Raw genomic sequence first — 18,971 nt, forward strand, 5'->3', positions numbered from 1 at the left:
CTTGACGTTATATTCCTCCTGCGGTCATGTCGTACGGTGACGGCATGAGCGCGAGGGTCAGGAGCCAGGAGCGCCGCGCGGAGATCGTCCGGGCGGCCCTGGAGGTGATCGCCGAGCGCGGTTACCGGGGAGCCAGCATGGCCGCGGTCGCCGAGCGGGTCGGACTCACCCAGCAGGGGCTGCTGCACCACTTCCCGACCAAGGACACGCTGCTGGTCGCCGTGCTGGAGGAGCGGGACAAGTGGGACGCCGTCCCGGCCGGCACCTGGCGGCCGGACCTGCTCGCCTCGCTCGTCGAGTACAACGCGATGCGGCCCGGGATCGTCCAGACCTTCTCGGCGCTGCTCGGCGAGAGCGTGACCGAGGGCCACCCCGCCCGGGAGTACTTCACCGAGCGGTACGGGCGGGTGCGGGAGTCGATGGCCCGGATGCTGCGTATCGAGTACGGCGACCGCCTGCCGAACGGCCTCACGCCCGAGCGCGTCGCCCCGCTGCTGGTCGCGGTGATGGACGGCCTGCAGTACCAGTGGCTGCTGGACCCCGAGTCGGTCGACATGGCGGGCGCCTTCCGGGACTTCCTCATGCTCCTGGGCGAGGACTGACCGCGGCCACGATCTCGACCTCCACCCGCGCCTCCGGACGGAACAGCCGCGAGACCTCGAAGGTCATGCTCGTCGGCGGGGTGCCGGTCAGGAACTCCCGGCGTACGGCGGCGTATTCGGCGAGCCCGTCGATGTCGGTCAGATACGTACGGATGTTGATGACGTCGGCCATCGTCGCGCCGTGCGCCTTCAGCAGCGCGTCCAGCGTCTCGAAGACCCCGCGGGTCTGTTCGGCGAGCGTGGCGCCCTCGGCGATCTGACCCGAGACGAACAACAGGGCGCTGCCGTCGGCGTGTTCGACGCGGGCCACCTGGGAGTAGAAGGGGCTCAGGGGCTGGGGCGCGGAGGCGGGGTTGCCGAGGGTGATCTGCATGGCGTCGACGCTAGGACAGCGGCGGCGGTACGACCAGCGAATGTCTAGCATGGCCGCCATGCCGGACTCGCATGACAGGGACTCGCACGGCAGGGATGCGCACGGCAGCCGTCAGGAGGTTCCCGACCTGTCCACGGTGTGGCTCCGGGTGTTCCTGGAGGTCGCCCGGACCGGCTCGTTCACCGGCGCCGCGCGGACGCTGGGGTGGACCCAGTCGGCGGTCTCCCGGCAGATCTCCTCGCTGGAGGCGGCGTTGGGCGGGGTGCCGCTCTTCGACCGGCTGTCTCGCGGGGTGCGGCCGACCGGGGCCGGCCGGGCACTCGTGCCGTACGCCGAGACGGTCGTCGAGGCGCTGCACGGAGCCGGCCGCGAGCTGGCGGCACTGCGGGACGCGACCGGCGGGCGGCTGCGGTTCGGGGCGTTCGCCACGGCCGACGCGGCGCTGGTGCCGCACGCGCTCGGCGTCTTCCGCGGCCGCCATCCCGGGGTCCGGGTCTCCCGGGAGGAGGGCTTCACCCCGGTGCTCCTGGACCGGCTGACCGCCGGGTACCTGGATCTGGCGGTCGTCTCCACGACGGGCGGTGCCGCGCTGGAGCCGTACGAACTCCACCATCTCCTCGACGAGTCGCTGTACGTCGCCGTCCCCGCCGGGCATCCCCTCGCCGCCGGTGACCGTCCGGTGCGGCTCGGGGAGTTCACCGACGCCGACTGGATCTCCGGCAGCGCGCGGCCCGAGGGCACGCTTCTGGACGCCGCCGTGCGCCAGGGGTTCCGGCCCCGGGTCGCGCATGTCGTCGGTGAGTGGACCGCCAAGCAGGGGTACGTCGCCGCGGGGCTGGGGGTGGCTCTGGTCCCGGGGCTCGCCGCGGCGGCCGTGCGGCCGGACGTCGTGCTGCTGCCGGTGGCCGACGAGGGGGCTCCGGCGCGGGCGGTGTACGCGGCGACCGTGCGGGGGCGGGCGTCGGTGGGGGCGGTGGGGGCGTTCGTGGGGGCGCTGCGGGAGGCGGCGGGGCGGTTGGCTTCGGGGGCGCGGTGCTCTTCGGTGGGGAGGTCCTCTTCGGCGCGGTCCTCTTCGGAGGTGGGGCGGGGCATGGCGTAGACCAGTCGTGGTGGGCGATACTGCCGCCGTTCGGTGATCACCCTCTCTCCCCCACGACTTCAGAAGGGTCGAACTGCCTTGACTTCCCTACGTGTTCGGGCCGGATTCCTCGGAATCGCCCTGCTGGCGGGGCTGTCCGCCCCGACCGCCTCCGCCTCGGCCTCCGCTTCCGTGCCCGCGTCGACCGCGCTCTCGCCCACCGTCGAGGAGCAGCGGCTCGACAAGGCCGTGCCGCAGGAGATCCTCAGACGGTCCGGATTCGACGCCCTGACGGCCCGGTTCACGCGATCGCTGGACTCGGCGCGTGATTACGCTCAGGCCCGGCGGGTCGTCGTAAGTGAAGGGTCCGCGTTGTGGCGGCGGGCCGTGGACCGGGCGCAGGGGCGGGGGCCCGTGGGTGGGGATCTCAGCCGGGACGACGACCGGCCGTTGTACTGGGCGCGGTTGGGGATGACGCGGGATGTACGGACCTGGGAGCCTGCGTTCGGGCTGACGGATGATCAGCGGGCTTCTCTGATCGGTGCGTTGGAGCGTTCCTCCCGGGGGCAGGACTCCGTGCGGTATCCGCAGGACGACGGGGTGAAGCGGATTCTGGTCACCGGGTTCGATCCGTTCACCCTCGACCGGGACATCCGGATCTCCAATCCCTCCGGGGCGACCGCGCTCGCGCTCGACGGGCGGGTGATCCGGACGGCGGACGGGCCCGCGCGGGTGGAGACCGTCGTCTTTCCCGTGCGGTGGCGGGACTTCACGGAAGGGACGGTCGAGCGGACCCTGCGGCCGTATCTGAAGTCGGTGGATCTGCTCACCACCGTGAGTCAGGGGCGGGTCGGGAGGTTCGATGTCGAGCGGACGAACGGGGCCTGGCGGGGTGGGTTCGGGGACAACGAGAACGTGGGGGTGACCGGGGTGGTTCCGGTTGCCGATCCGGGGTCGCAGCCGCAGTGGACGACCACGACGTTGCCCTATCGGGCGATCGTGGCCGCTGATACCGGGCGGTTTCCCGTGTACGACAACACCGAGGTGACGGAGATTCCGGCGGGTGGGTCGGAGGCTGTGGTGCGGCCGGACGGGCCTACTCCGGGGTCTGTCGCGCGGGAGGGGGGCGGTGGGGACTATCTCTCCAACGAGATCGCTTATCGGGGGACGTTGCTGCGGGACCGGATGGGGTTGGGGGGTGTGTTGCCGGCCGGGCATGTGCATACGCCTGTGCTGGAGTTCGGGAGCGGTAACACCTCGGAGGTGACGGATCCGGTGTTCGTGCGGAATCGGTTGGACATCATCGCGCAGGTGACGGGGATTCTGGGGGTGGCTGTCGCGGAGGGGTAGGTGGGTGCGGGGTGCGCGGTGCGGGTGGGTGGGGGTGCGGGTCTTGGGGGTTTTCGCCCCCGCCGCCCCTACCCGTCCCATCCCTGGGGGCTGCGCCCCCAGACCCCCCTGTCGGCCCTGAAGGGGCCTCGTCCTCAAACGCCGGACGGGCTGGAAGTGCCGGACGGGCTGGAAGTGCGGGACGGGCTGGCAGTGCGGGTGGGTGGGGGATGGGGACGGCCAGGCCCGTGGCCTCACACGCCGGACAGGCTGAAAGTACCTGGGCCGGGGAAGCCGACACCCCACCGCCGCACCTGCCAGCCTCGCCGCCTCCCCGCCACAACCACCCGCACCCGCCAACGGCGACGCACCCCTACGAGGGCCACCCGCACCCCACCACTGCGCCGCACCCACCAGAACCACCCGCGCCCGTCAAACGGCCGCCCGCCCCCCACCACCAGAACCACCCGCGCCCGCCGACGGCGCTCCACCCCCACCAGGGCCACCCGCACCCGACCACGAAAGTTGTACGGGTGGTGCGGGTGGGAACAACCGGCCCGGCCGGAGGCCGGGGCCGGGGTTCGGCCTCACACGCCGGGCGGGCTGAAGGTGCCTGGGTCGGGGGTGTTGCCATTCGGTTCTCCCCCGTCCGGCTCCTCCCCTGCCGTTTCCTCGCCCAGTAGGTCTCTGGCCATCAGCGTGGCGCCCGCTACCGCGCCCGGCATGAGGAAGACCGCTACGAAGGGGATGAGGAAGGCGACGGCCAGGGGAGTGCCGAAGCCCCAGATGAGGGTTTTGCGGGAGCGGAGGAGGGTGAGGCGTTGGCGGAGTTCGATGCGGCGGCGTTGGAGGGCCACGCCGGTGAGTTCCTCGGTGAGGAAGAAGCCGGTGACCAGGAAGCCGAGGACGGGGACGGCGGTCTGGCCGAGGACGGGGATGAAGCCGAGGGCGAAGAGGAGGATGCCCCAGCAGGCCGCGCGGACGAGGATGCGGAGGCTGTCGCGGGCCGAGATCCACAGTTCGCGCCAGAGGGGGAGGCCGGATTCCGGGGCCGTGCCGTCCGGGGAGACGTCCTGGTCGACCTTCTCGGAGAGGTTCTCGTAGAAGGGCTGGCCGATCAACAGGGTCACCGCGGTAAAGGTCAGTACCGCCAGTAGTAGGGCCAGGGCGAAGAGGACCGCCGTGAGGAAGCCTCGGAACAGGGCCTGCCAGGGGCTCGACCAGTCGTCGGCGAAGGGCGTGGCCCAGGCGATCGCGTCCTCGCCCCACAGGGCCAGCGCCACCAGCGCCGCCGCGTAGAGGACGAGGGTGATCAGGCCCGGGAGCAGGCCGAAGCCGTACTGCTTGCCGTGCCGGGCCACCCATCGTTGGCCCTTGAGGAGATAGTGGAAACCGGCCCCGAGATCGCGCATGGGGGAGACCCTATCGGGCGGCTCCACGGCCACTCGCGGCGAACTCGGTTCACACCGGAGCGACCGCCACCACCACTCCCGGCTCCGCCGTCGGAGACACCGCCGCCGACACCCGTACCGCCGCCGCCCGCGCCAGGCGACCCGTGCGGGAGGCCGTGGTCAGGAGGAGGGGCTGGAGGTGTTCGAGGCCGGAGACGAGGAGTTCCTCGCCGGCGACGAAGACCGGGCGGGCCGCCTTCGCCGTGGCCGCGGCGGCTTCCGTAAGGTCGGCGAGGGGGGAGAGGGTGGTGCGGACCACGCCCGCTCCCGCCGCGGCCGCGCGCTCCGCGAGGGCCACTTGGAGGGGCATCAGCGGGGCCAGGGCAGCCGTCAACGCGTCGGCGATGCGGCGGAGTTCGGGGGTCGAGTCGCGCAGTACCTCCGCGGCGGTCCGCAGGATCGGGGTGAGGGCGAGGAGCGCGCCCGCCGCCACGCCGGCCGTCGCGGGCAGCAGGGGTGAGGTCGCCTCGACCAGGTCGCCGAGGGCGGCCGCGAACTCCTCCACAGCGGGTTCCACGGCGTCCAGGACCGGCATCAGGCTGTCGCCCAGTGCCGTCAGGAGCGCCTGGGCGGGCTCGCTCACCGGGTGAGTGGCGAGCGGGGCGCCGGACGTGCCGAGGCGCATCAGGGTGTCGACGATCCGGTAGAAGGCCTCCTGGGCCTCGGGGGAGGCGCTCGCCTCGGCCAGTTCGGCGGTCGTCTCGCGCAGGACGCGCAGCACCTCGCCGCCCGAACCGTCCCTGGGGTCGAAGGTGTTGAGGGCGATCCTGGTGATGTTCCCGGCGGTGTCCAGGAGTTGGCCGGTGATGTCGGTGGTGTTGCGGGCCATGCGCAGTACGTCGTCCCTGCTGGGGAGCGAAGGGATCGTTGCCATGGGCTCTCCTCGCCTCGCACGCCGATGCTCTGCCTCGCCACTCCGGTGCTCTGCTCGCCACTCCGGTGCTCATAGGATGCCCGCTCCGGGCCGTCCGGGACCGGGCATTTCAGGGTGACCGGGTGTCCGGGACGGGCCGTCCGGGGCGTCCGCGCCGCCAACTCCCTCTTGTTGCGATTGAGTCGAACAGGTAGACCTCGCCGTACCGATCTCAGGAAGCCCTCAGGAGGTACGCGTGCGCACCACGAGAACCGTTCCTGCGAGACCTGTTCTGATCACGGCCCTCGCGCTCGCCGCGGCGGGCTCGCTCCTGCTCACCCCGCACACCGCCGGCGCGGCACCGGAACCCCCGGTGACCAGGGAGGGCCCGGAGGGCTCCGCCCTCGACGAGCGTGCCGCCCGCGCCCCCGAGAGTGCCGCCGACAGGGCCCTGGCCGCCCCGGAGACACCGACGACGTCCGACGCCGGGCGCGGTTATCCGCGGGAGCAGGTCCTCACCCCGGACCCGGAGAACCCGGCCGACAAGTCGATCAAGCTGGGCCTCACGCCGTACCACGCGATCGCGCCGAAGCTGAACGCCCTCCAGCGGCTCGGCGACCGGGTGAGCGTCGAGGTCGCGGGCCGGTCGGCCGGCGGGCACCGGCTGTACCTCGTCACCGTGACCGCCCCGGAGAGCGCCCGGCAGGCCCGCGCCCAGGAGCGGATGCGGGAGCTGATCGAGAACGCGCCCGCCTCGGCGGCCAAGAGCCGTGAGATCAGGGCCGGTTACAAGGCGCCCGTCTTCTTCAACAACAACATCCACGGCAACGAGTGGGAGGGCACCGACGCCTCCCTGAAGCTCATCGAACGGCTCGCGACCGCCAACGACGCGAAGACGAAGGACCTTCTCTCCCGCACCCGGCTCTACTTCAACATCACCGCGAACCCGGACGGCCGGATCGCCGGCACCCGGGCGAACGCCAACGGCTTCGACATGAACCGGGACTTCGTCACCGCCTCGCAGCCCGAGGTGCGGGTGATGCGGCAGATCGAGATCGACAAGCAGCCGGCCGTCATGCTCGACCTGCACGGCTACGTCAACGGCACCCTCATCGAGCCCACCACTCCCCCGCACGGCGAGAACTACGAGTACGACCTCTTCCTGAAGAACAGCTACGCCAACGCGCTGGGCATGGAGGCCGCCGTCAACGGCCTCGGCTACACGCCGGAGAAGGACGGTGTGGAGCCCGCGCAGATCCCGTTCCGGGACCTGGAGGAGGGCTGGGACGACTGGCCGCCGATCTTCACGCCGCAGTACGCGGCCTTCCACGGCACGGTCGCCGCGCACACGATCGAGATCCCGCTGGCCGTGAACAACGAGGAGTACGACAGCCTGCCGGTGGCGGAGCTGCGGCGGCGGTCGGCGATCAACGTGGACGTCGCCGGGGCCGCCCTGCGCGGCACCCTCGACTTCGTGCAGCGCGAACGGACCACGCTGATCGCCGACCAGATCGAGGTCTTCCGGCGAGGGGCCGCGGGCGCGGCGCAGGTGCCGGTGTCCGAGGAGACCGTCCCCGGGGTGCCGGGCATCGGCCCGGAGGACGTGTACACGACCGACTTCCCGCGTGCGTACGTCATCCCGGCCGGTGGCACGGGCGGCACGGACGGCACCCAGCGGTCGGCCACCGCCGCCGCCCGTCTCGTCGACCACCTGATCGCCAATGACGTACGAGTGGCCCGCGCGACCCGCGACTTCCGCCTCGGCGGACAGCGGTACGCCAAGGGCTCCTACGTGGTCGACATGCACCAGCCCAAGCGGGGTCTCGCGAACGTGCTGCTGGCCGACGGGCGGGACATCAGCGACAAGGTCTCGGTGATGTACGACATCTCGGGCTGGAGCCTGGGCCGGCTGTGGGGCGCCACGGTCCGTTCGGTGCCCTCGGGCGGCCTGACGGGCGTACCGCTGCGGACGGTTGGGGAGGCCGCCCGCGTCGGTTACGTCGCACCGCGCGGCGACCTGCGGCTGCGGCTGGACGACCCGCGTGAGGTCGCGGCCCTCAACTCCCTTCTCCAGCAGGGTGTTCCGGTACGGCAGGCGGCGGACGGCAGTGCGATCGTGCCGGGGTCGGCACGGGCGAAGGCGGCGGTGGCGGCCCGGACGTACGACGTCGTCTTCGACGCGACCCGCCTGACCGGCACCACTCCCCTGCACCGGCTGCGGGTGGCCGCGGCCGTGACGCCGGGTGAGCTGTTCGCGCTGCGGGAGATGAACTTCGAGGTCACGCCGGTCTCGACGGCCGTCCTGAACGCGGGCTTCGACTGGTCGGGCGCGGACGTGCTGTTCGTCTCGGCGGGTCTGAACCACGCCGCCCTGAATCCCGCGGCCCGCGCCGCCCTGGACGCGTTCCTGGCCTCCGGCCACGGTCTCGTCGGACGCGGCGCCACCGGGGCGGCCCTGAACGCGGCGGCGGGACCGCTCGCGGCCAAGGCGGTCGCGGGCAACCCGGACGCCAACGGCGTGGTCCGGATGGTGAACGCGGGCGGCCCGGTGACGACCGGGGCACCGGACCACGGGTTCGTCTACGCGCCGGTATGGTTCACCGACCTCGGGCCGGGCGTCCGGACGGACCGGTCGTACGCGGGCGGCAATCCGCTCGTGTCCGGGCACTGGCGGCCACTGGAGGACGGCTCGGGCGGTCCCGCGGACGCGGCCGGCCGGCCCGCCGTGATCAGCGGCCCGGGAGCGGTCCTGTTCGGCACCGAACCCCTCTTCCGGGACCATCCCAAGGGGGAGTTCGCCCAGGTCGCACGGGCGTTGTTCACAGTGGCACCCGCGGACACGCGGTAGAGGTGAGGAGAGCGGATGACACACGAGATCCACGGCACCGTCGCGGACGGCTTCGAGGCGGTGCGGGAGGAGTTCGCCGCGTTCGTCGCGGGGGAAAGGCCGGACTACGAGGGGCAGTTGTGCGCGTACGTGCACGGCCGCAAAGTCGTCGATCTGTGGGCGGGTGACGGCGTCGACGGCGGTTCCCTCTACGGCGTCTACTCCTGCACCAAGGGGGCGGCACACCTCGTCACCGCGCTGCTCGTGCAGGACGGCACCCTCGAACCGGACCGCAAGGTCACCTACTACTGGCCGGAGTTCGGCGCCGAGGGCAAGGGCTCGCTGACCCTGCGCGATCTGCTCTCCCACCGGGCGGGGGTGATCGGCGTGGACTCCGGCTTCACCGACCAGGAGCTGGCCGACGACCGGGCCATGGCCGAACGGCTCGCCGACCAGAAGCCGTTCTGGCGTCCGGGCACCGCCTTCGGCTACCACGCCCTCACCCTCGGCGCGCTCTCCGGCGAGGTGGTCCGGCGGGCCACGGGCCGCACCCTCCAGGAGGTGTACGAGGAACGGATCCGCGCCCCGCACGGGCTGGACTTCCACCTGGGCCTGCCCGAGGCGCTGGAGCCGCGCTACCGCTCCGTGCAGGCGATGATCCCGACGCCGACCCAGCAGGCCCAGCTGGACGAGGCGCCCAGGGGCCCGCACACGCTGACCTCGATCGCCTTCAACACCCAGGTGCCCGACCCCGGCCCCTTCGAGGAGTACCCCAACTCCCGTGCCGTCCGGGCGAAGGGGCCGGCGTCGGCGGGCGGGGTGGCGGCGGCGCGCGGGCTCGCCGGGATGTACGCGGCGGCGATCAGTGACGTGGACGGGCGCGGGCCCCTGCTGAAGCCGGACACGGTCGCCGAGATCAGCCAGATCCACTCCACCGGCTACGACCTGGTCGCCCGGGCCCACCGGTCCTTCGGCCTCGGCTTCCATGCCACCGCCGAGGCCTGGCACCCCGTCCTCGGCGCCCGCGCCTTCGGCCACAGCGGCGCCGGCGGCGCCCAGGCCTTCGCCGACCCGCACAGCGGCCTCGCCTACGGCTACACCCGCCGCCGCATGGCCTTCCCCGGCGGAGCGGCACCGGAGAACCAACGGCTGGTGAAGGCGGTGCACACGGCAGCACTGGCCACCTGACCCGGCGGCGGTACAGCGAACAGAGGTGGCGTGCAGGGATTGCGAAGAGAGGTTGCGCGCAGGGGAAGCAAACAGAGGTTGCGAGCCCACCAACCCCACTGTCCCAACGACACCGGCCGCGAAAGAGCCGTAGGGGCGCGCCGGTGTCGAGACGGCGAACGCGCGGAGGCCCGAAGGGCTGAGCACGATCGCCGTCTCGACACCGGCTGAGAGCGCCCCGAAGGCGAAAGAGCCAAAAGGGGGGAGGCCGCACCCCACGTCCCAGGGTGCGGCCTCTTGTCGTAGGCAACGAGGGGGTCAGCCCAGCGTCACGGTGATGTTCCCCCGCGTCGCCTTCGAGTACGGGCAGACCTGGTGGGCCTGCTCGATCAGTGAGCGGGCGGTGTCGGTGTCGACGCCGGGGATGCTCGCGGAGATCTCCACGATGATGCCGAAGCCGTCGCCGTTCTTGCCGAGGCCGACCTTCGCGGTGACGGTCGAGCCGGTGAGGTCGGCCTTCTCCTGGCGGGCGACCACGCCGAGGGCGCCCTGGAAGCAGGCGCTGTAACCGGCGGCGAACAGCTGCTCCGGGTTGGTGCCGGTGCCGCTGCCGCCGAGTTCCCTGGGCGGGTTCACGACCACGTCGAGTGTGCCGTCGTCGGTGGCGACCCGCCCGTCACGGCCGTTCTCGGCGGTGGCGACGGCGGTGTAGAGGACGTCGGACTGCTGGATGGGCATGCGGTTGTCTTCCTCTTCGGTCCGTCGTGACTCGCGCCCACGATCGACGACGGAATTCGGAAAGAAGTTACCGCATGCCGGAATCCCAGCACAGGCCCGGCGACGGACCCGGAGAAGGAGACAGACCCGGAACCGACGTCAGAGCTTGACGATCATCTTCCCGGTGTTGTCGCCGCGCAGAACCCCGAGGAACGCCTCCAGGTTGTTCTCGATGCCCTCGACGACCGTCTCGCGGTACTTGAGCTCGCCCGAGGCGACCCACGGGCCGACGTCCTGGACGAACTGCGGCTGGAGGTCGTAGTGGTCACTGACGAGGAAGCCCTCGATGCGGCCGCGGGTCTGGATGAGGCGGGCGAGGTTCTTCGGGCCGGGGGCGGGCTCGGTGCTGTTGTAGACCGAGATCATTCCGCAGACGGCGATCCGGCCGTCGCGGTTGAGCTGCCCGATCGCGGCTTCCAGGTGGTCCCCGCCGACGTTGTCGAAGTAGACGTCGACGCCGTCCGGGGCGGCCTCGCGCAGCTGCTCGGCGACCGGGCCGGACTTGTAGTTGAAGGCGGCGTCGAAGCCGTACTCCTCGACCAGGAGCTTGACCTTCTCGTCGGAGCCGGCGGAGCCGATGACCCGCGAGGCGCCCTTGAGCCGGGCGATCTGGCCGACCTGGCCGCCGACGGCACCGGCGGCCCCGGAGACGAACACCGAGTCGCCCTCCTTGAAGGAGGCGGTACGCAGGAGGCCGGCGTAGGCGGTGAGGCCGGTCATGCCGAGGACGCCGAGGTAGGTGGACAGGGGCGCGGTGTCCGGGTCGACCTTGACGGCGTTCTTCGCGTCCACGGCGGCGAACTCGCGCCAGCCGAAGAAGTGCAGGACGTGGTCGCCGACGGCGATGCCCTCGGCGTTGGAGGCGACGACCTCGCCGACCGCGCCGCCCTGCATGACCTTGCCGAGCTCGAAGGGGGCGACGTACGACTTGGCCGCGCTCATGCGGCCACGCATGTACGGGTCGACGGAGAGGTACTTGTTCCGGACGAGGACCTGCCCCTCACCCGGGGTGGGGACCTCGGCCTCGACCAGGGCGAAGTCCTCGGCCTTGGGCCACCCCACGGGGCGGGAGAGGAGGTGCCATTCGCGGTTGATCATGCCAAGACCTTCCATCTGCTTCGGTGCTTGTTGCTTCAGTGCCTGTTGCTCAGTGCATGGTGCTTCGGTACCGGATTACTTCAGTACCTGAAACAACCATGCGTCTGAATATTTCATGTTGTCAAGTAACCGGGTACCCTGAATGCCATGGCCACACCTGAGAAGACCCGCCGTCCCGACGCCCTGACCCTGGAGGTGGTCGAGCTGATCGGTGACGTCGTGGCCCGTTTCTACGAGGACTACGAGGACGCGGCCGGTGAGCACGCCCTGACCGGCGCCCAGGCCAGGCTGCTCAGCCTGCTGTCCCTGGAGCCGCTGCCGATGCGGAAGCTGGCCCAGCGGCTGAAGTGCGAGCCGTCGAACGTGACGGGGATCGTGGACCGGCTGGAGTCGCGCGGGCTGGTGGAGCGGCGCACGGATTCCGCCGACCGCCGCGTGAAGCTGGCCGCCGCGACCGAGGAGGGGCGCCGCGTCGCCCGCGAACTGCGCGAGGGACTGCGGTTCGCCCGCGAGCCGCTCGCGGGCCTCTCCCACGAGGAGCGCGAGTCCCTGCGGGGCCTGCTGCGGCGCATGCTGGCCGCCGACAACCGGGACAAACTCGGTTGACGGGCCGGGCGAGCAGTGGCTGACTTGCCCTCCATGGACTGCTCCTGCTTCTCCTGCTTCGCAGCGACCCGGACCCGCCGCGCCTGAGCGCGGCGGCCCGTGCCTCACGTCTCCGCCGCGCCCACGAGGACCAACTCACCTCGACGGGCACGGAGATACGCCATGTTCACTCCCGACGTGTTCACTCCCCACACGTTCACTCCCTACCAGGAACTCGACGCGCTCCTGGCCGACCTCGTGCGCGAGGTCCGCGGCATCCTCGGTGACACCTTCGTCGGCGCCTACGTGCAGGGCTCCTTCGCGCTGGGCGCCGGGGACCTGCACAGCGACTGCGATTTCGTGGTCGTCACCACCGTCCCGCCCCGCGGTGCCGCGGAGGCCGGGCTGCGCCGCCTGCACGACGAGATCCCCACCCGGCCCGGCCACTGGGCCGGCGAGCTGGAGGGGTCGTACGCGGACGCCTGCTCCCTGCGCGACGCCTCCGGCCTCGGGACACCGTGGCTGTTCTGCGACCACGGCCACCGCGAGCTGGCCCGGGACACCCACTGCAACACGCTGCACACCCGCTGGATCCTGCGGAACCACGGGATCAGGCTGGCCGGTCCGCCGGTCGCCGACCTGGTCGACGCGGTGGACCCGGAGGCGCTGCGGGCCGGAATGCGGACGATGCTGCCGGGGCTCCTGGACGAGCTGCGGACCTGGGCCCGGTTCGATCTGGCCTGGACCCAGCGGTACGCCGTGGCCACCTACTGCCGGATGCTGTTCACGGTGCGCACCGGCGAGGTGGCGTCGAAGCGGGGCGCCCTGGAGTGGGCCCGCGCCACGCTCGACCCGGCGTGGCGGCCACTGCTCACGCAGGTGATCGAGGACCGGGAGCGGGGCTGGGATCCGGCGGACCCGCCGCGCCCCGGCAGCATGGAGGCGATGTACGCGTTCGCCGCGTACGTGGAGTCGCTGGCGCGCGGCGACTGACACAACCGCTCACCCGCGTTCGCTCTCTTCGCGCGAGCGAATCATCCGGCGCCCCCTTCGGCGCCCCTCAGCTGCACCACCACAGGAACCGCTCGCACGTCGGCGAGGGCGACGGTTCCGGGGTCGGGTCCGGGCTCGGGGGGTCGGCGGTGGGGGTCGGGTCCCGCGTCGGGTCGGAGGCGCCGGGGGTGGTGGGTGAGGTGCCGGAACCCGTGCCCTTCGTGGGGGTGGCGCTCGCGCCGGGCTTGTCCTTGTCGTCCTTGCCCTTGTCGTCGCCCGGGGACGTGGAGGCCGACGGGGAGGGCGAGGCGTCCGGGGAGGACGTCGCGGAGGGGTCGCCGTTCCTGCCGTCCGCGCCCGGCGACGGCCGTGCGGAGGCGTCCGCCTCCGAGGACGTGCCGCCCTCGGCCGACTCGTCACCGGCCACCGCCGGTTTCGGGGACGAGCCGGGGGCGTCCATGCCGAGTTCGGCGAGGCTCAGACCGCCCGCCGCCAGCACCGCCGCCGCGGCGACGAGCAGGACGCGGCGACGGCGGCGCCGGTGAGCGGCGGCTTTGCGGTCGCGGCGGCTCGCCCCTCCCCCGGCGGCGTCGAGCTCGTCGTCGCCCAAGTCGTCCGAACCGTCCGAGCGGTCCGAGTCACCCGAGTCGCCCAAGTAGTCCGAGTCGCTCACCTCGTCCGAGCCGCCGAAACCGTCGTAGGTCTCGGAATCCTCGGGGAGTTCGGGGAGTTCGGGGAGGTCGGGCTCCACCGCCGCCCGGCCGCCGCGGCCCCGTGCGCGGCGGCGTGCCGCCCGGCCGCCGGGCGCCGGTTCCGGCAGGGCCTCCGCCCCGGACCCGGCCCCGACGGGCCCCTGGGCAGGCTCCACGGGCTCATGCGCGGCCTCGTACGGCACGTATCCCTGCTCGGCCCCGTAGGGGTTCTCCGCGTACGGCACATCGCCGTACGCGGCCGCGTTCGCGCGGATCTGGTCGATCGTCGCGCCGCACCCAGGGCAGGCGAGGGCGCCGTTGAGGTGCCTGCGGCACGGGTGGCAGTAGTCCATGACGCGGGAAGGTTAAGTTCCTCTCAGGCGGCCTTCATAGTCACGGCTGTGAAAGTTGTGTGGGGAAGCAGGCGCTCCGGCGTGGCGAGTTGTGGGCAACCTTCTCGATCATGCTGAAACCGCCTCCGAAAGCTCTATCGAAAGCAGTGTCGAAACTGTTATGCGTTCGACCCATTGACACCCCCCTCACACCGTCCTTACTGTCACGCCAGCATTTCGAACGTGTGACGAAATTTCGAACACACGCAAACTGAGAGCCGACGAAGCGAGCAAGGGGCTACTGCCGTGCGCATCACCGGAATCAGCACACACGTGGTCGGGACGCCGTGGCGCAACCTGACGTACGTCCTGGTCCACACCGACGAGGGCATCACGGGAGTCGGCGAGACCCGGATGCTGGGACACACCGACGCGCTGATCGGTTACCTGCGGGAGGCCGAGGCAAACCACATTCTGGGCTCCGACCCGTTCGCCCTGGAAGACCTCGTCCGCCGGATGAAGTACGGCGACTACGGCCGGGCCGGCGAGATCGTCATGTCCGGCATCGCCGTGATCGAGATGGCCTGCTGGGACATCAAGGGCAAGGCCCTCGGCGTACCGGTGTGGCAGCTGCTCGGCGGCAAGGTCACCGACAAGGTGAAGGCGTACGCCAACGGCTGGTACACCACCGAGCGGACCCCGGAGGCCTACCACAAGGCCGCGCAGGGCGTCATGGAGCGCGGGTACAAGGCGCTGAAGATCGACCCCTTCGGCACCGGTCACTTCGAGCTCGACCACGAGCAGAGCCTGTACGCCGTCTCCCTCATCGAGGCCGTGCGCGACGCCATCGGGCCGGACGCCGAGCTGATGCTGGAGATGCACGGCCGCTTCTCCCCCGCCACCGCCGTCCGGCTGGCCAAGGACCTCGCGCCCTTCAAGCCCGCGTGGCTGGAGGAGCCGGTGCCGCCGGAGAACCTCAAGGCGCTGGAGAAGGTCGCCGCCAAGGTCGACATGCCGGTCGCCACGGGTGAGCGGATTCACGATCGCATCGAGTTCCGCGAGCTGTTCGAGAGCCAGGCCGTCGACATCATCCAGCCGGACGTCGGTCACATCGGCGGTATCTGGGAGACCCGCAAGCTCGCCGCGACCGCCGAGACCCACTACATGCTGGTCGCCCCGCACAACGTGGGCGGCCCGGTGCTGACCGCCGCCTCCCTCCAGGTCGGCTTCACCTCGCCGAACTTCAAGATCCTTGAGCACTTCAACGACTTCGCCGACGCGGACATCAAGAAGGTCGTCAAGGGCGCACCCGAGGTGATCGACGGCTACTTCCACCTCTCCGACAAGCCCGGCCTCGGTGTCGAGCTGGACGTGGACGCCGCCGCCGAGTTCCCGCAGCAGCAGGCCCGCTTCGACCTGTGGGCCGAGGGCTGGGAGCAGCGCAAGCCGAAGGGCGCCCAGAAGTGAGCACCGCCGTCGTCATCGAGGCGCCGGGCGAGCACCGGCTCACCCCGCACGAGCCCCGGCGTCCTGAGGCCGGCGAGGCGCTGGTCCGGGTGCACGCCGTGGGCATCTGCGGCAGTGACCGCGAGGTGTACCAGGGCAACCGGCCCGAGGGGTACGTCCGTTATCCGCTGACGCCGGGCCACGAGTGGTCCGGGACGGTGGAGGCGGTCGGCGCCGGGGTGCCGGAGTCCCTGGTGGGCCGCAAGGTGGTCGGGGAGGGCTTCCGCAACTGCCAGGTCTGCGACCGCTGCCACGCGGGCGAGACCACCCTGTGCACCGCCGGGTACGAGGAGACCGGGTTCACCCAGCCCGGGGCGATGGCCACCACCCTCACCCTGCCGGCGCGGCTGCTGCACGCGCTGCCGGACGACGCCGACCTGACGGCGGCCGCTCTGCTGGAACCGGCCGCGTGCATCGCGGCCGCCGCGATCAAGGCGAACGCCCGGCCCGGCGAGCGCGTCGCGGTCGTCGGCACCGGAACGCTCGGGATGTTCGCCGTGCAGTTCCTGAAGGCGGGCTCGCCGGCCGAGCTGCTCGTGGTGGGCACCCGCAACGACCGCGAGGCGCTGTCGCGGCAGTACGGCGCCACCGACTTCCGTACGAAGGACCAGCCGCTCCCGGACGACTTCGACGTCGTCATCGAGACCGCCGGGTCCGCGTCCGCCGCGCGCACCGCCGCCTCCCTGCTCAGGCGCGGCGGGCGCCTGGTCCTGACGGGCATCCCGGCACCGGGCGCCGAGGGCCTGGACCCGACGGACCTGGTCGTACGGCAGCTGGAGGTGCACACCGTCTTCGGTGCCGCGCCGGACGCCTGGGCGCACACGGTGCGGGTGTTCGGCGCCGGACTGCTCGATCCGCTGCCGCTGGTCACGCACGAGCTGCCGCTGGCCGAGTTCCCGCAGGCCATCGAGCTCGTCGGATCCGGTGATCCGAAGGTGGGCAAGGTGCTGCTCCGCCCCTAGACGTACGCCGGTCCGGGGGCTACCTGATGACCCCCGGACCGGCGTACCACCAGCCTTCCGCATTTTGAGCCGCGAACCTTGTCCGAAATACCGAACAGAAGGACAGCTTGTGACCGACGCTTCCGCCACGGCAGCCCGCCGGCCCGGTGAGCAGGCGCTCACCGCCCTAGGCCTGGCCGCGCCCGCCCTCGACCCCGCCGACGCCTCGCCGCACACCTTCCCCGGCGGCGGCCGCTGGCGCACCGAGATCCCCTCGTGCGAGGGTCCCGAAGCGCTCGCGGTCGTGCTCAAGGAGGCCTCGCGGCTCGACGTGCCGATCCACCGGATCAGCCAGGGCAGCGGCGTGTGGATGCTGACCGACTCGGAGATCACCGAGATGGTCGAGGCCACCGCCGAACGTGACATCGAGCTCTGCCTGTTCACCGGCCCGCGCGGCACGTGGGACATCGGCGGCTCGACCCGGACCGACTCCCGCGGCGGCGGGCTGCGCGCCCGCGGCCACGACGCCGTCGCCGGATGCGTCGAAGACGCCGTCAGAGCAACCGAGTTGGGCGTCAAGTGCCTCCTCGTCGCCGACGAGGGCGTGCTGTGGACGCTGCACCGGGCCCGCGTGGCCGGGATCATCCCGGCCGACACCACGCTCAAGGTGAGTGCCCTCATCGGGCCCGTCAACCCGGCCGCGTACGCGGTCTACGAGAACCTGGGCGCCGACTCCGTCAACGTGCCCAGCGATCTGACGCTCGATCACCTCACCGAGATCCGGCGGGTGTCGGCCGCTCCCATGGACATGTACATCGAGGCACCCGACGATCTCGGCGGCTATGTGCGCATGTACGAGGTCGCCGAGCTGATCCGGCGCGGCGCACCGCTCTACCTGAAGTTCGGCCTGTCGAAGGCCCCCGGGATCTACCCGTACGGGCACCACATGCGCGATCTGACCCTGAACACCGCACGGGAACGTGTGCGGCGCGGGCGGCTCGCCCTGGACCTGCTGGCACGGCACGGAGCGGACGGCGACATGGCACCGCTCGGCTCCCGGCTGCCCGGCTCGCTGAAGCGGTTCGAAACTCCCTCATAACGTTCCGGACAACGCCCCTTCACAAAAGCAGACGCAGCCACACACAATCCCACACACCTTCTCTCTCGGTCTCTCCGACTCCAGGAACGCTCCAGGAACGAACGGCCCGCACCGCCAGACCGAGCCCGGCCCCACCACATCAAGGATGATGATCATGCGTACTCGCCGAGCCGCACTCACCGCCATAGCAGGCGCCGCCTCCCTCGCGCTCACCCTGACCGCCTGCGGCCAGAACAGCGAGGGCGGCAGCGAGCAGTCCTCGGGCAGCACCAAGGGCGCCACCATCGGCATCTCGATGCCCACCAAGTCCTCCGAGCGCTGGATCGCCGACGGCAACAACGTCGTCAAGGAGCTCAAGGCCAAGGGCTACAAGACCAAGCTGGTCTACGGCGAGGACGAGCCCGACCAGCAGGTCTCGCAGATCGAGAACATGATCACGCAGGGCGTCAAGGCGCTGATCGTCGCGGCGATCGACAACAAGTCGCTGGGCAACGTCCTTCAGGAGGCCAAGGACGCGGGCATCCCGGTCATCTCCTACGACCGCCTGATCCTCGGCACGGACAACGTCGACTACTACGCCTCCTTCGACAACGAGAAGGTCGGCGAGCTCCAGGCCACCTACATCGTCGACAAGCTCGGCCTGGCGGACGGCAAGGGCCCGTTCAACATCGAACTGTTCGCCGGCTCCAACGACGACAACAACACCAAGTACTTCTTCAACGGCGCGATGAAGGTGCTCAAGCCCTACATCGACAGCAAGAAGCTGGTGGTCAAGTCCGGCCAGACCCAGCTCACCCAGGTCACCACCCTGCGCTGGGACGGCGCCACCGCCCAGCGGCGCATGGACGACATCCTGACCGGCACCTACAAGAGCGGCCGGGTCGACGCGGTCCTCTCGCCGTACGACGGCATCTCGATCGGCATCATCTCCGCGCTGAAGTCGGACGGCTACGGCACCTCCAGCAAGCCGTGGCCGGTCATCACCGGCCAGGACGCCGAGGTCGCCTCCGTGAAGTCGATCAAGGCGGGCCAGCAGACGCAGACGGTCTTCAAGGACATCCGCGAGCTCGCGAAGGTCGCCTCCAACATGGTCGACTCGGTGCTCAACAAGAAGAAGCCCGAGGTCAACGACACCAAGACCTACGACAACGGCTCGAAGGTCGTGCCCGCGTACCTGCTCCAGCCGGTGAGCGTCGACAAGGGCAACTGGCAGAAGGAGCTCGTCGACTCCGGCTTCTACAAGGCCAGCGACCTCAACTGACCGACCG

The 18,971-nt window shown here is 71.2% G+C and carries 17 protein-coding genes; 11 read left to right on the forward strand and 6 right to left on the reverse strand.

Going from position 1 to position 18,971, the window contains the following annotated elements; translation table 11 throughout:
* Positions 1–26: 26 nt before the first annotated feature.
* On the forward strand, positions 27–602 hold the full coding sequence (locus K4B79_RS15465; RefSeq protein ID WP_232027155.1) for a TetR/AcrR family transcriptional regulator: 576 nt from the start codon (positions 27–29) through the stop codon (positions 600–602).
* On the opposite strand, the gene K4B79_RS15470 is transcribed toward K4B79_RS15465, so the two are convergent.
* Positions 580–975: a RidA family protein gene (locus tag K4B79_RS15470; protein ID WP_232027156.1), complete on the reverse strand. Its 396-nt coding sequence runs from the start codon at positions 973–975 to the stop codon at positions 580–582. The two genes, K4B79_RS15465 and K4B79_RS15470, sit on opposite strands and share 23 nt — an antisense overlap.
* Before the next feature lie 49 nt (positions 976–1,024).
* On the opposite strand from K4B79_RS15470, the gene K4B79_RS15475 reads away from it, so the two are divergent.
* Both K4B79_RS15475 and K4B79_RS15480 read left to right on the forward strand, forming a co-directional pair.
* Positions 1,025–2,074: a LysR family transcriptional regulator gene (locus tag K4B79_RS15475; protein WP_374208483.1), complete on the forward strand. Its 1,050-nt coding sequence runs from the start codon at positions 1,025–1,027 to the stop codon at positions 2,072–2,074.
* A gap of 78 nt (positions 2,075–2,152) precedes the next feature.
* Complete coding sequence (locus K4B79_RS15480; protein ID WP_232027158.1) at positions 2,153–3,403, forward strand: pyroglutamyl peptidase; 1,251 nt, start codon at positions 2,153–2,155, stop codon at positions 3,401–3,403.
* Between the two features lie 566 nt (positions 3,404–3,969).
* On the opposite strand, the gene K4B79_RS15490 is transcribed toward K4B79_RS15480, so the two are convergent.
* Positions 3,970–4,794 (reverse strand): EI24 domain-containing protein, encoded by an 825-nt coding sequence (locus K4B79_RS15490; RefSeq protein ID WP_232027159.1) that lies wholly within the window; start codon positions 4,792–4,794, stop codon positions 3,970–3,972.
* Positions 4,795–4,843: 49 nt separating this feature from the next.
* Positions 4,844–5,707: a hypothetical protein gene (locus tag K4B79_RS15495; protein WP_232027160.1), complete on the reverse strand. Its 864-nt coding sequence runs from the start codon at positions 5,705–5,707 to the stop codon at positions 4,844–4,846.
* A 235-nt stretch (positions 5,708–5,942) separates the two neighbouring features.
* Between K4B79_RS15495 and K4B79_RS15500 the strand changes: the two genes are divergently transcribed.
* Positions 5,943–8,534, forward strand: coding sequence for a M14 family zinc carboxypeptidase (locus tag K4B79_RS15500; protein WP_232027161.1), 2,592 nt, complete (start codon positions 5,943–5,945; stop codon positions 8,532–8,534).
* Between the two features lie 15 nt (positions 8,535–8,549).
* Positions 8,550–9,701: a serine hydrolase domain-containing protein gene (locus K4B79_RS15505; protein ID WP_232027162.1), complete on the forward strand. Its 1,152-nt coding sequence runs from the start codon at positions 8,550–8,552 to the stop codon at positions 9,699–9,701.
* Between the two features lie 297 nt (positions 9,702–9,998).
* Here K4B79_RS15505 and K4B79_RS15510 read toward each other — a convergent pair whose 3' ends face one another.
* Together K4B79_RS15510 and K4B79_RS15515 are read right to left on the reverse strand one after the other, a co-directional pair.
* The gene (locus K4B79_RS15510; protein ID WP_232027163.1) at positions 9,999–10,418 is read right to left on the reverse strand and encodes an organic hydroperoxide resistance protein; all 420 of its coding nucleotides are present in this window, start codon (positions 10,416–10,418) and stop codon (positions 9,999–10,001) included.
* A 138-nt stretch (positions 10,419–10,556) separates the two neighbouring features.
* The gene (locus K4B79_RS15515; RefSeq protein ID WP_232027164.1) at positions 10,557–11,555 is read right to left on the reverse strand and encodes an NADP-dependent oxidoreductase; all 999 of its coding nucleotides are present in this window, start codon (positions 11,553–11,555) and stop codon (positions 10,557–10,559) included.
* 147 nt (positions 11,556–11,702) lie between these two features.
* Here K4B79_RS15515 and K4B79_RS15520 point away from each other — a divergent pair, with 147 nt between their 5' ends.
* Entirely contained in the window at positions 11,703–12,161 is a 459-nt protein-coding gene (locus K4B79_RS15520; RefSeq protein ID WP_232027165.1) for a MarR family winged helix-turn-helix transcriptional regulator, read from the forward strand.
* 162 nt (positions 12,162–12,323) lie between these two features.
* Complete coding sequence (locus K4B79_RS15525; protein ID WP_232027166.1) at positions 12,324–13,133, forward strand: aminoglycoside adenylyltransferase domain-containing protein; 810 nt, start codon at positions 12,324–12,326, stop codon at positions 13,131–13,133.
* Positions 13,134–13,200: 67 nt separating this feature from the next.
* Here the strand turns inward: K4B79_RS15525 and K4B79_RS15530 are convergent, their stop codons facing one another.
* Positions 13,201–14,178: an SCO2400 family protein gene (locus K4B79_RS15530; protein WP_232027167.1), complete on the reverse strand. Its 978-nt coding sequence runs from the start codon at positions 14,176–14,178 to the stop codon at positions 13,201–13,203.
* A gap of 285 nt (positions 14,179–14,463) precedes the next feature.
* On the opposite strand from K4B79_RS15530, the gene K4B79_RS15535 reads away from it, so the two are divergent.
* The 4 genes from K4B79_RS15535 to chvE all read left to right on the forward strand — a co-directional run bounded on the left by K4B79_RS15535 (position 14,464) and on the right by chvE (position 18,964).
* Positions 14,464–15,624, forward strand: a complete 1,161-nt coding sequence (locus tag K4B79_RS15535) for a mandelate racemase/muconate lactonizing enzyme family protein (RefSeq protein WP_232027168.1) — start codon at positions 14,464–14,466, stop codon at positions 15,622–15,624.
* Positions 15,621–16,625 (forward strand): zinc-dependent alcohol dehydrogenase, encoded by a 1,005-nt coding sequence (locus K4B79_RS15540; RefSeq protein WP_232027169.1) that lies wholly within the window; start codon positions 15,621–15,623, stop codon positions 16,623–16,625. The genes K4B79_RS15535 and K4B79_RS15540 overlap by 4 nt, the downstream gene beginning before the upstream one ends.
* A gap of 109 nt (positions 16,626–16,734) precedes the next feature.
* Complete coding sequence (locus K4B79_RS15545) at positions 16,735–17,703, forward strand: hypothetical protein (protein ID WP_232027170.1); 969 nt, start codon at positions 16,735–16,737, stop codon at positions 17,701–17,703.
* A gap of 154 nt (positions 17,704–17,857) precedes the next feature.
* Positions 17,858–18,964: a multiple monosaccharide ABC transporter substrate-binding protein gene (gene chvE, locus K4B79_RS15550; RefSeq protein ID WP_232027171.1), complete on the forward strand. Its 1,107-nt coding sequence runs from the start codon at positions 17,858–17,860 to the stop codon at positions 18,962–18,964.
* The last annotated feature ends 7 nt before the right edge of the window (positions 18,965–18,971 follow it).

Origin of the sequence: Streptomyces lincolnensis (assembly GCF_021173675.1) — a bacterium.
Taxonomy (GTDB): domain Bacteria; phylum Actinomycetota; class Actinomycetes; order Streptomycetales; family Streptomycetaceae; genus Streptomyces; species Streptomyces lincolnensis_B.